This window comes from Rodentibacter sp. JRC1 (assembly GCF_020521555.1).
Classification (GTDB): domain Bacteria; phylum Pseudomonadota; class Gammaproteobacteria; order Enterobacterales; family Pasteurellaceae; genus Rodentibacter; species Rodentibacter abscessus.
On record NZ_BPWA01000001.1, the window covers coordinates 170,180 to 181,734 of the forward strand.

11 protein-coding genes and 1 other RNA gene are annotated in these 11,555 nt (G+C 42.2%); 5 read left to right on the forward strand and 7 right to left on the reverse strand.

Translation table 11 applies throughout. The features are described from left to right. Positions 1 to 100: 100 nt before the first annotated feature. The 5 genes from sixA to rlmE all read right to left on the reverse strand — a co-directional run bounded on the left by sixA (position 101) and on the right by rlmE (position 5,602). Positions 101 to 574 carry a phosphohistidine phosphatase SixA gene (gene sixA / locus HEMROJRC1_RS00815; protein WP_226691181.1) on the reverse strand — a complete coding sequence of 158 codons (474 nt, stop codon included), beginning with the start codon at positions 572 to 574 and terminating at the stop codon, positions 101 to 103. Between the two features lie 60 nt (positions 575 to 634). After that, the gene (gene glmM, locus HEMROJRC1_RS00820) at positions 635 to 1,969 is read right to left on the reverse strand and encodes a phosphoglucosamine mutase (RefSeq protein ID WP_226691182.1); all 1,335 of its coding nucleotides are present in this window, start codon (positions 1,967 to 1,969) and stop codon (positions 635 to 637) included. Positions 1,970 to 1,997: 28 nt separating this feature from the next. After that, positions 1,998 to 2,825 (reverse strand): dihydropteroate synthase, encoded by an 828-nt coding sequence (folP, locus tag HEMROJRC1_RS00825; protein ID WP_226691183.1) that lies wholly within the window; start codon positions 2,823 to 2,825, stop codon positions 1,998 to 2,000. A gap of 169 nt (positions 2,826 to 2,994) precedes the next feature. Then, entirely contained in the window at positions 2,995 to 4,881 is a 1,887-nt protein-coding gene (gene ftsH, locus HEMROJRC1_RS00830; protein ID WP_226692896.1) for an ATP-dependent zinc metalloprotease FtsH, read from the reverse strand. Between the two features lie 91 nt (positions 4,882 to 4,972). Continuing rightward, complete coding sequence (gene rlmE / locus HEMROJRC1_RS00835) at positions 4,973 to 5,602, reverse strand: 23S rRNA (uridine(2552)-2'-O)-methyltransferase RlmE (RefSeq protein WP_226691184.1); 630 nt, start codon at positions 5,600 to 5,602, stop codon at positions 4,973 to 4,975. Between the two features lie 154 nt (positions 5,603 to 5,756). Here rlmE and yhbY point away from each other — a divergent pair, with 154 nt between their 5' ends. Beyond that, complete coding sequence (yhbY, locus tag HEMROJRC1_RS00840; RefSeq protein WP_226691185.1) at positions 5,757 to 6,056, forward strand: ribosome assembly RNA-binding protein YhbY; 300 nt, start codon at positions 5,757 to 5,759, stop codon at positions 6,054 to 6,056. Between the two features lie 59 nt (positions 6,057 to 6,115). Here yhbY and greA read toward each other — a convergent pair whose 3' ends face one another. Beyond that, complete coding sequence (gene greA, locus HEMROJRC1_RS00845; RefSeq protein ID WP_226691186.1) at positions 6,116 to 6,592, reverse strand: transcription elongation factor GreA; 477 nt, start codon at positions 6,590 to 6,592, stop codon at positions 6,116 to 6,118. 164 nt (positions 6,593 to 6,756) lie between these two features. On the opposite strand from greA, the gene dacB reads away from it, so the two are divergent. Both dacB and HEMROJRC1_RS00855 read left to right on the forward strand, forming a co-directional pair. Continuing rightward, a complete protein-coding gene (gene dacB, locus HEMROJRC1_RS00850; RefSeq protein ID WP_226691187.1) occupies positions 6,757 to 8,196 on the forward strand; it encodes a serine-type D-Ala-D-Ala carboxypeptidase in 1,440 nt (479 codons plus the stop codon). Between the two features lie 297 nt (positions 8,197 to 8,493). Then, positions 8,494 to 9,462: a transposase gene (locus HEMROJRC1_RS00855; RefSeq protein WP_226692897.1), complete on the forward strand. Its 969-nt coding sequence runs from the start codon at positions 8,494 to 8,496 to the stop codon at positions 9,460 to 9,462. A gap of 112 nt (positions 9,463 to 9,574) precedes the next feature. Here the strand turns inward: HEMROJRC1_RS00855 and rnpB are convergent. Beyond that, an RNA gene (rnpB, locus tag HEMROJRC1_RS00860) (RNase P RNA component class A) lies at positions 9,575 to 9,951 on the reverse strand. Between the two features lie 105 nt (positions 9,952 to 10,056). Here rnpB and HEMROJRC1_RS00865 point away from each other — a divergent pair. Continuing rightward, entirely contained in the window at positions 10,057 to 10,992 is a 936-nt protein-coding gene (locus tag HEMROJRC1_RS00865; RefSeq protein WP_226692898.1) for a KpsF/GutQ family sugar isomerase, read from the forward strand. Positions 10,993 to 11,002: 10 nt separating this feature from the next. Further along, complete coding sequence (locus HEMROJRC1_RS00870; RefSeq protein WP_226691188.1) at positions 11,003 to 11,545, forward strand: HAD family hydrolase; 543 nt, start codon at positions 11,003 to 11,005, stop codon at positions 11,543 to 11,545. Positions 11,546 to 11,555: the final 10 nt, after the last annotated feature.

The following is an 11,555-nucleotide window of genomic DNA, read 5'->3' on the forward strand; positions in this document are numbered from 1 at the left end:
CAACCCATTGAAATTACATAACTTTTAAAAAGTTCCCTATTTAAAATTTATTTTTTTGTAAAGGTGAAAAATCAAGCTAAAGATTATATCTTAACCAAAATTAAAGCATTTCCGGGGGATAATGATGACTAATAATTTCCCCTTTTCCCTCTTTCCATTCCACCTGAGCGATCGTTGCAGGGTAAAAATTAATCGGATTTCGTTTGCCATAAAGTTCGGCGACAATTTCACCCACTAAGGGCAAATGTGAAACAATCAATACGGATTCAACATCTTCACTTTCTAGTACGGAAAGATAGTCTGTAACCAGTTCGGCAGAACCATAGGGTGTAATTCCCTCCCAAATTTCAAGATTTGAATTTAACTCCCCATCAAAAGCCAAATTTACTTGCTCAAAAGTTTCCAACGCACGGGTATAAGGGCTCACCAAAATGCGCTGAAATGAGCTTGCAAATGATTTTAACCAGTTACCTTGTGCAAAAGCCTGTTTCTTACCATACGGGGTGAGATGACGGTCTTTATCTGTTTTTGCCATCACTTCCGATTCGCCGTGACGCATAATGAAAATTCTCATATTGCTTTCCTAAGTTACAATAAAAACGACCACTCTTGAAAAAGAGCGGTCAAAAGTAGGTTAATTTTTCTTTACAGCCTCAGCAATTTCTTCCGCATATTGCTGTGCAAGTTCAGCATCTTGACATTCCACCATAACCCGAATTAACGGCTCTGTGCCTGATTTGCGTAATAAAATACGCCCCTTGCCTACTAAACGTTTCTCCACTTCTGCCGCTACAGCTTTGACTCCATCACTTTCTAATGGATTTTCACCACCGGCAAAGCGTACGTTAATTAAAACTTGGGGGAATAGTTGTACCGCTCCTGCAAGTTCGTTTAAAGAAAGTTTATGCTGAACCATCGCCGCTAATACCGCTAAGGAGGCAATAATGCCATCACCAGTGGTATTTTTATCGGAAATAATAATATGACCGGAATTTTCACCGCCAAGTGTCCAACCGTGTTCAACCATTTTTTCTAGTACGTAACGGTCGCCCACATTTGCCCGCACAAAAGGAACGCCTAACATTTTTAACGAAACTTCAAGGCTCATATTGCTCATTAATGTGCCGACCACACCACCTTTTAACTGACCTGAACGTAATGCTTCACGGGCAATAATAAAGAGGATTTGGTCGCCATCAACTTTATTTCCAAGATGATCCACCATCATAATACGATCGCCATCACCATCATAGGCTAAACCGACATCGGCATTTACCTCCAACACCTTTTCTTGCAATGCACGCACATCCGTTGCGCCACATTTATCATTGATATTCAACCCATTCGGATTCGTGCCGATCTCAACCACTTCAGCACCCAATTCACGCAAGACATTCGGCGCGATATGGTAAGTTGCGCCATTTGCACAATCGACAACAATTTTATAACCTTCTAAACCAAGATGTGCCGGAAATGTGCTTTTACAAAATTCAATATAACGACCGGCTGCATCATTAATACGGCTGGCTTTCCCCAACTCAGCGGATTCAACACAATCCATCGGTTGCTCAAGCATTGATTCAATGGCTTCCTCAATCTCATCAGGCAATTTTGTGCCTTGCGCAGAGAAAAATTTAATCCCGTTATCGTAATAAGGATTATGAGAGGCGGAAATCACAATTCCCGCTTCAGCTCGGAAAGTTCGGGTTAAATAAGCAATTGCCGGGGTCGGCATCGGGCCGGTAAATGCAGCAGATAGTCCTGCTGCGGCTAAACCTGCCTCTAATGCGGATTCCAGCATATAACCGGAGATGCGCGTATCCTTGCCGATTAACACGATTTTTGAACCTTGTGAAGCTAATACCTTGCCCGCAGCCCAACCTAATTTTAATGCAAAGTCAGGTGTAATCGGGTAAGTTCCCACTTTTCCGCGCACGCCGTCCGTACCAAAATATTTACGATCTGCCATAATAAAAATTCCTTTAATTTTCGATTAATTAAGCGTTTTGCATTGCCTGCCAAATTTTAAGAACATCAGATGTTGCCGCCACATCATGTACACGCAAAATTTTTGCCCCGTTCTGAGCCGCAATTAATGCCCCGGCGGCACTGCCGACAGTTCTTTCTTCAACAGGCTTATCCAACACCGCCCCAATCATTGATTTGCGTGACATACCGACAAGCACCGGATAGCCTTCTCCACAAAAAACATTTAATTGCTGTAATAATTTGTAGTTATGTTGAACCGTTTTACCAAACCCAAACCCCATATCCCAAATTAAGTTTTCTTTTTTCACACCTTCCGTAATACATTCGTTCGTGCGTTTATGTAAAAAATCAAACACTTCTTGCACCACATTTTCGTAATAGGGATTTGTTTGCATCGTGCGAGGTTGTCCCTGCATATGCATAATACAAACAGGCAACGCTAATTCCACTGCCGTTTGTAACGCATTCGGTTCTTGCAAAGCTCGAATATCATTGATTAAATCCATTCCGACTTTTGCCGCTTCCCGCATCACAACCGCTTTTGAAGAATCCACAGAAATCCAACAATCAAAACGTTGACGCACCGCTTCCACTAAAGGAACAACACGTTGAAGTTCTTCCTGTTCCGATACTTCATCCGCCATAGGGCGTGTGGATTCACCACCGATATCAATAATTGTTGCTCCTTCATTTAGCATTTTTTCTAATTGAAACAATGCCTTATCAAGATTAAAAAATTGTCCGCTATCAGAAAAAGAATCCGGTGTAAAATTTAAAATTCCCATAATTTGGGGCGTTGATAAGTCAAGACATTTGTTATTTGCGTAAAGTTTCATAAAGTGCGGTTAATTTTTAAGATGAATTTAAGCCGACAAATTATAGCGGAATCCGCTAGAGAAAAGAATAATAAGTCAGCAAATCACTGATAATTGTTTTTAAATACTTTCTATCATCCGTTAAAAAGCCTTCCTCATCAGGAAGGCTTCCGTTTTATAAGTCAAAATCTTACGATTTTTCGACCGTACTTTCCGGCTTATTCTCCGTACTATTTGAATAAGCGGCTTGTGACATTTTCGGTTCTTCCCAACCTGAAGGCGGAGTAACCGGTTCTCGATTCATTAATTGTTTAATTTGTACTTCTTCGATCGTTTCATACTTCACTAACGCATCTTTCATTGCGTGTAAAATATCCATATTGTCGATAAGGATCTGTCTTGCACGTTCATAGTTACGTGTAACGATCTCACGAACCTCTTCATCAATGACATGTGCGGTTTCATCCGACATATGTTTTGCTTTCGCCATGGAGCGACCTAAGAACACTTCACCTTCATCTTCAGAATAGAGGATCGGACCAAGCTTATCCGAGAAGCCCCACTGTGTCACCATATTACGCGCAATATTGGTTGCCACTTTTATATCATTTGATGCACCGGTAGAGATATTTTCTTCACCGTAAATCAAATCTTCAGCCAAACGCCCTGCATAAAGGGTTGAAAGTTTACTTTCTAATTGTTTTTGGCTGATGCTAACTTGGTCACCTTCCGGCAAGAAGAAAGTAACACCTAATGCCCGACCACGAGGAATAATCGTCACTTTATGTACAGGATCATGCTCAGGAACTAAATACCCTACAATCGCGTGACCTGCCTCATGGTAAGCGGTAGATTCTTTTTGTTTCTCCGTCATAATCATCGTGCGACGTTCAGGCCCCATATTGATTTTATCTTTCGCTTTTTCAAACTCAAGCATAGAAACGGTGCGCTTATTATTGCGAGCTGCAAACAACGCCGCTTCATTGACTAAGTTTGCTAAATCCGCCCCTGAATACCCCGGTGTACCGCGCGCCAAAGTCATTGCATCGACATCATCAGCTAATGGTACTTTACGCATATGCACCCGTAAAATTTGTTCACGACCTTTAACATCCGGAAGCCCTACCACGACTTGACGGTCAAAACGCCCCGGACGTGTTAACGCCGGATCTAACACATCCGGACGGTTAGTCGCCGCAATGACAATCACGCCGTCATTGCCACCGAAACCATCCATTTCAACAAGCATTTGATTAAGAGTTTGCTCACGTTCATCATGGCCGCCGCCTAAACCAGCACCACGCTGACGACCTACCGCATCGATTTCATCGATAAAAATCAAGCAAGGTGCATTTTTCTTCGCTTGCTCAAACATATCACGAACACGAGAAGCACCTACACCGACAAACATTTCCACAAAGTCAGAACCTGAAATGGTAAAAAACGGTACTTTTGCTTCACCCGCTATCGCTTTTGCTAGCAAGGTTTTACCGGTGCCCGGCGGGCCTACCATCAAAATACCTTTAGGAATTTTACCGCCTAAGTTTTGGAATTTACTTGGATCACGCAAGAAATCAACGATTTCACCCACTTCTTCTTTGGCTTCATCGCAGCCTGCCACATCGGCAAAAGTTACCTTGATTTGATCTTGATTTAGCATTTTTGCCCGACTTTTCCCGAAGCTCATGGCTTTACCGCCACCACCTTGCATTTGACGCATAAAGAAAATCCACACGCCCACAAGGAATAACATCGGGAACCAAGAGATCAAAATTTGTGAAAGAAAGCTACGCTTTTCAAACGGCGTACCTTCTACTTTCACTTTTTTACTCAATAAATCATCAAGTAATTTCTTGTCTTCTAATGGCGGCATCACGGTCATATATTTTGAGCCGTCATTTTTTGTTACCGTAATTTCATTGGTATCAAAACGTGCCTCTTTCACTTGACCGTTACTTACATCATAAACAAAGGTAGTGTAATCGGTTGAGTTTTCCACCGAAGAAGAGTTGAAGCTCTGATAAGCTGTCATCATAACAACCGCCACTACAATCCAGAGCACCAAATTTTTGACCATATCGTTCAAAGCTTAACCTGCCTTTTTCTAAGTTAATAAAAATCGTCACAAGATACTATATATTGCTAATGATGAAAAGCTATCAAAGCAATTAGCCTTTATAGCCTGTCGCAACAATATAAACCTCACGTGAACGCCCACGTGAAGCCTCCGGTTTACGCACTTTTACAACATTAAAAAGAGAACGAATCTCTTTTAAATATTCATCAAAGCCTTCACCTTGGAATACCTTCACCACAAAACCGCCTTTCGCTGCCAACACTTGTTTGCACATATCTAAGGCGAGCTCTACCAAATACATTGCACGTGGAATATCCACCGAAGGCATTCCGCTGAAATTCGGCGCCATATCGGACATCACCACATCTACTTTATCTTCACCCACACGTGCCAAAAGTGCGTTTAGCACATTCTCATCACGAAAATCACCTTGTAAAAAATCAACGCCGACAATCGGTGCCATTTCTAAAATATCGCAAGCAATAACACGCCCCTTACCACCGATTTGGCTCACCGCATATTGTGACCAACCGCCCGGTGCTGCGCCAAGATCAACGATCGTCATACCGGGTTTGAATAATCTATCCGTTTGTTGAATTTCATCCAATTTAAAATAAGCGCGAGAACGTAATTTTTGCTTATGCGCTTTCTGTACAAACGGATCTTTAAAATGTTCGTTTAACCAACGAGAAGAACTCGCCGAACGTTTTTTCTTTCCCATAATCTCTATCTTTTATGTTATTTTTGTAGGCGTTTCGCCTATATTTGGGTACAATCTGCCGAATTCAAGACTTGTAGCGTCTAAAAAACATCAAAAACTTCGTTTTTTCTGCCGCTCTTTTTACTATTCGCATTTATTTTTTATAGGATTTCTTATGACAACCTTATCAACCAAACAAAAACAATTTTTAAAAGGTCTTGCACATCATCTAAACCCGGTGGTTATGCTTGGCGGTAACGGCTTAACCGAAGGAGTGTTAGCCGAGATCGAAAACGCCCTTGATCATCACGAACTTATTAAAGTAAAAATCGCAGGCGCCGATCGTGAAACCAAACAATTAATTATTGATGCTATTGTACGCGAAACCAACGCGGCTCAAGTTCAAACTATCGGTCATATTTTAGTGCTTTACCGCCCGAGCGAAGAAGCAAAAATCCAACTTCCCCGTAAGTAATTTGAAAAGTGCGGTTAAAATTCGGAAAGGTTTTAACCGCACTTTTTCTTAATCATTCACTAAATATAATTTACTTCAATAATTTCAAACTCAACCGTCCCACCCGGCGTTGTAATATTTACCGTATCGTCTAATTCTTTACCGATCAAACCGCGTGCAATCGGTGAATTAACGGAAATCAAACCGGATTTAATATCCGCTTCATCATCCCCTACAATCTGATAAGTGACTTCTTCTTCCGTATCGACATTCACTAAAACCACCGTCGCCCCAAAAATAACTTTTCCGTTATTCGGCATTTTGGTGACATCGATAATCTGGCAATTCGCTAATTTCCCTTCAATTTCCTGAATACGTCCTTCACAGAAACCTTGCTGCTCACGAGCGGCATGATATTCCGCATTTTCTTTTAGATCGCCATGCTCGCGTGCTTCCGCAATCGCCTTAATAATTTCCGGGCGGCGTACATTTTTTAAAAAATCTAATTCTTCTCTTAACTGTTCTGAACCGCGAACCGTCATTGGGATTTGTTTCATAGAATGTTTTCCTCAAAATTTAGTCAAAAGAAAACCACGGCAAGATCTGAGATTTTGCCGCAGTCAAATAAAATAGATTGAAATGAGAAAAATGATTTACTCTCACTTAGTCGATGGCTATTATTGTTCGTCTGAAAAAAAATAGCAACCGATAACCTGAAAATATGGCAAAATTATCTTCAATTTCAACCGCACTTCGTACTCTTTTTCTCTCTTTTAGTCTTTCAATTCCTGCTGTTGCAGAAGTGGATATTGCTTCTTTGATCCGGTTATTACCGGAAGGAGCAAGTGCCTCTGTTATTGCCAAAAACTTAAATCAAAATAACATCATTGCCGATTATCGTGGTGATATATTTATGCTTCCCGCAAGTACGCAAAAAGTGTTCACTGCCGTTGCGGCAAAATTGGTTTTGGGCGATGAATTCAAATTTGAAACCGCCCTTTTAACGAACGGCAAAATTCAGAATAATGTTTTAGACGGCAATTTGATTATACGCTTTACCGGTGATCCTAATCTCACCAGCGGTCAACTTTATGGCTTATTGGCAGAACTAAAAAAACAAGGTATTAATAAAATTAACGGCAATTTGGTATTAGATACCTCCGTTTTCTCAAGTCACGATCGCGGTTTAGGTTGGATTTGGAATGATTTAACCATGTGCTTCAATTCCCCTCCCTCCGCCGCTAATATCGACAACAACTGCTTTTATGCAGAATTGGATGCCAATCAAACACCGGGAGAAATGGTAAAAATCAATGTGCCGGCACAATTCCCGATTCAAGTGTTCGGGCAAGTTTATGTCGCAGACGCAAAAGAAGCTCCATATTGTCAATTGGATGTCGTGGTGCATGATAACAATCGCTACCAAGTAAAAGGCTGTCTTGCACGTCAAGCCAAACCTTTCGGTTTAAGTTTTGCCGTGCAAGATCCTGATGCCTATGCCGCAGCTATCGTGCAACGTCAATTAAAACGTCTAGGTATTGAATTTAACGGTAAAGTATTACAACCTCAAAAACCACAACAAGGAGAATTGCTCGCAAAGCATTTCTCCAAATCTTTACCTGATTTATTGAAAAAAATGATGAAAAAATCCGACAATCAAATTGCCGATGCTTTATTCCGTGCCATCGCCTATCATTATTACAAACGCCCGGCCTCCTTCCAGCTTGGCACATTAGCGGTAAAATCCGTATTGCAAAAACAAGGTATTAAATTCGGTAACAGCATTTTAGCCGATGGTTCAGGGCTTTCACGCCATAACTTAGTCGCCCCCAAAACAATGCTTTCCGTATTGGAATATATTGCTAAAAATGAGGATAAATTACAGTTAACGGAAACCTTTCCCATCGCCGGTGTAGACGGCACGATTAGCGGGCGTGGCGGTTTAATCAATCCCCCTTTGGTAAAAAATGTCATCGCCAAAACCGGGTCATTAAAAGGCGTTTATAACCTAGCCGGCTTTATGACCAACGCACGCGGTGAAAAAGTCGCTTTCGTCCAATTTATTAACGGCTACTCTACCGGCGATCTCGAAAGTAAAACCAAACGCGCGCCGTTAGTGCAATTTGAAAGCGGTTTGTATAATGAAATCTACAAAGATTAATGAAGAAAAATCACAATAAAAAACGACCGCACTTTAATTCATTTTCGGTATTATGTAGCAGTTGCACAAAGAGAATTCATCATTAAACCCTCTATCGGTGCGTTACGGCTTCGCCTAACGGCACCCTTGTATATTAAAACTCTGATAAACTCGCAACAAACAACACAATGTTATCCACAGCTTGGTGCACCCTAGAGTAAAAACTCGTTTCGTAGCGTAGGCGTGGATAACCATCATCAGGAAAACCGAACAGTTGACTATGTTGAACTTCAAACCCGAATACAAGGCAGGTTAATGATGAACACTATCCCTCTTTATTGCGGCATTGATGTGGCTAAAAAATCCCTTGTCATTGGACTTTCCAATCACAAGAAAACCAAAACGGAAACCAATAATCCCAAAGGCATTGCCCATTTATTGGATTATCTGAGCCGTTTTGATATTGCATTGGTGACACTTGAAGCAACCGGTGGTTTAGAAATCCCCGTGGCTAAAGCCCTCGCGCGAGCAGGCTATCGGGTATTGGTCGCCAATCCGCAAAAAGCCGCACAATATGCCCGTTCGCAAAGTGCGGCGAAAACCGATGCCAAGGATGCGATTAACCTCGCTTTTTACGGTCAAAACCTTGATATCAAAGGCGAAGCGGAGAAATTACTTTACACCCCGCTCACCGAAGCGGAAGAACGGCTTGAAGCCCTTGTGGTACGCCGCCGTCAGCTTGTCGATATGCGGGTTGCGGAATTGAATCGCTTACAGCAAAGCCACGAAACACAGCAGAAAAATATTTCACAACATATTGAAATGTTGGACAAAATGATTGCCGAACTCGACCAAGATATTGACGATAATACCCGACATTTTAAGGATAAAGCCGAGCTTATCACTGACATCAAAGGCATCGGCAAAAACTGTGTAGCCGTCTTGATGTCCCAATTGCCCGAGCTTGGTAAATTGTCCTCAAAACGCATTGCCTCGCTCGTTGGCGTGATACCCCATGTCAGAGAAAGCGGACAATGGAAAGGCAAATCCTTTTGCCAAGGAGGTCGTGCGATAGTACGCAATGCCTTATATATGGCGGCGTTATCCGCCGTACGGCACGAACCCGTATTTAAAGCTTTTTATAACCGATTGGTTGCACGAGGTAAAGCCAAAAAATTGGCTCTCACGGCTTGTATGCGTAAGTTGTTGACCATTATGAATGCGTTAGTTAAACGTCATGAAAAATGGGATGCGTCTTACCATTTGTCCACTGTTAAGGTGGATTAAACAAGGTCTAATTTTTTATGTTAGACACAGTTGCTACGGTGATTTGTGCAAGTGCTACATAATGCCGTTCATTTTTCAATACGAACTAAAGTGCGGTCATTTCTAAAAAAGTTTTGTGAGTCGGTCGATAAGCCGAGTTCTGTCTTGGACAATCATTCATCTAGGCGACGGATTACTCCGCCGCTCAAGCAACCTACCCGAACTCTGAACGGGCCATTCATTGAGTTCCTATTTGGTCTTGCTACGAGTGGAGTTTACCCTGCTGCCAATCGTTACCGATGGCACGGTGCGCTCTTACCGCACCCTTTCACCCTTACCGTTTACACGGCGGTCTGCTCTCTGTTGCACTGGTCGTAGGCTCACGCCTCCCGGACGTTATCCGGCACTCTGCCCTGTGTAGCTCGGACTTTCCTCTCGTTTACTTGTCCCACTAGGTCGTATTACTACGGTTAAGGGCTTCAATAAACCAGCGATTGTCTAACCGACTCGGCGCGTAGTATAGGGATTAATGAAAGTGCGGTCAAATTTTCATTCGTTTTTTTCTTTCCTTCCGCTAAAATAGGCACAATTTCAACCGCACTTTAGGTATAAATGATGAATTATTTACAAATCGCCCGCGATACCCTTTCTGTTGAAAGCCACGCCTTAACACAATTAAGCCAACGTTTAGATGAAGACTTCAACAAGGTGGTAGAACTTATTTTAGCTTGCCAAGGCCGTGTTGTTATCGGCGGAATCGGAAAATCGGGCTTAATCGGAAAGAAAATAGTCGCCACCTTGGCTTCTACCGGCACACCAAGTTTCTTTTTACATCCCACAGAAGCCTTCCATGGCGATCTCGGAATGCTAAAACCGATAGATATTGTAGTGTTGATTTCTTACAGTGGCGAAACCGATGATGTCAATAAACTTATCCCAAGTCTCAAAAACTTCGGTAACAAAATCATTGCCGTTACCAGCAATAAAAATTCAACCCTCGGTCGCCACGCAGACTATGTGTTAGATATTACCGTTGAACGTGAAGTTTGTCCGAATAATCTTGCCCCGACCACATCAGCTCTTGTGACCCTCGCACTTGGCGATGCACTTGCGGTTGCATTAATCACCGCTAGAGATTTCCAACCGGCAGACTTTGCCAAATTCCACCCGGGTGGTAGCCTTGGTCGTCGTTTATTGTGCAGAGTAAAAGATCAAATGCAAACCCGCTTACCTATCATTCAACCGACAACCGGCTTCACGGATTGCTTAAGTGTAATGAATGAAGGAAGAATGGGGGTCGCATTGGTGATGGAAAATCAACAACTCAAAGGCATCATCACCGATGGCGATATTCGCCGGGCTTTAACCGCCAATGGAGCAGAAACATTAAATAAAACGGCACAAGATTTTATGACCAAATCACCAAAAACCATTCATCAAAATGAATTTTTAGCGAAAGCGGAAGACTTTATGAAATCCCAAAAAATCCATTCCCTTGTAGTCGTGAATGATGAAAATCACGTCGTAGGTTTAGTGGAATTTTCAAGCTAAGGAACAAATAATGCAACAAAAACTCGAAAATATTAAATTCGTTATCACCGATGTGGACGGCGTGCTAACAGACGGCTTACTCCACTATAATGCCAATGGAGAAACGATGAAAAGTTTTCACGTTCGCGATGGGTTAGGCATAAAAATGCTCATTGATGCCGGTATTCAAGTCGCCGTGCTTTCCGGCAGAGATTCCGATATTTTACGTCGTCGAATTGCAGATCTCGGTATTAAATTGTTTTTTCTCGGGAAACTCGAAAAAGAAACCGCCTGTTTTGACTTAATAAAACAAGCCGATGTCTCACCGGAACAAACCGCTTATATTGGCGATGATAGCGTAGATCTTCCCGCATTTGCCGTATGCGGACTTTCTTTCGCCGTAGCAGATGCGCCTCTTTATGTAAAAAATGCAGCAGATTATGTCCTTTCTTTAGGCGGAGGAAAAGGCGCATTCCGTGAAATGTCCGATATGATTCTAACCGCACAAGGGAAATCCGCCGTATTTAACAGCGCACAGGGATTTTTAAAATCAGTGAAGAATATGGGGCAATAAAGCTAAGTCA

What these genes read in the sequence shown, in the direction of transcription:
- HEMROJRC1_RS00855 (WP_226692897.1), top strand. Translation starts at nt 8,494, where the DNA reads ATGAACACTATCCCTCTTTATTGCGGCATTGATGTGGCTAAAAAATCC.
- ftsH (WP_226692896.1), bottom strand. Translation starts at nt 4,881, where the DNA reads ATGGTCAAAAATTTGGTGCTCTGGATTGTAGTGGCGGTTGTTATGATG.
- greA (WP_226691186.1), bottom strand. Translation starts at nt 6,592, where the DNA reads ATGAAACAAATCCCAATGACGGTTCGCGGTTCAGAACAGTTAAGAGAA.
- folP (WP_226691183.1), bottom strand. Translation starts at nt 2,825, where the DNA reads ATGAAACTTTACGCAAATAACAAATGTCTTGACTTATCAACGCCCCAA.
- glmM (WP_226691182.1), bottom strand. Translation starts at nt 1,969, where the DNA reads ATGGCAGATCGTAAATATTTTGGTACGGACGGCGTGCGCGGAAAAGTG.
- HEMROJRC1_RS00870 (WP_226691188.1), top strand. Translation starts at nt 11,003, where the DNA reads ATGCAACAAAAACTCGAAAATATTAAATTCGTTATCACCGATGTGGAC.
- dacB (WP_226691187.1), top strand. Translation starts at nt 6,757, where the DNA reads ATGGCAAAATTATCTTCAATTTCAACCGCACTTCGTACTCTTTTTCTC.
- sixA (WP_226691181.1), bottom strand. Translation starts at nt 574, where the DNA reads ATGAGAATTTTCATTATGCGTCACGGCGAATCGGAAGTGATGGCAAAA.
- rlmE (WP_226691184.1), bottom strand. Translation starts at nt 5,602, where the DNA reads ATGGGAAAGAAAAAACGTTCGGCGAGTTCTTCTCGTTGGTTAAACGAA.
- HEMROJRC1_RS00865 (WP_226692898.1), top strand. Translation starts at nt 10,057, where the DNA reads ATGAATTATTTACAAATCGCCCGCGATACCCTTTCTGTTGAAAGCCAC.
- yhbY (WP_226691185.1), top strand. Translation starts at nt 5,757, where the DNA reads ATGACAACCTTATCAACCAAACAAAAACAATTTTTAAAAGGTCTTGCA.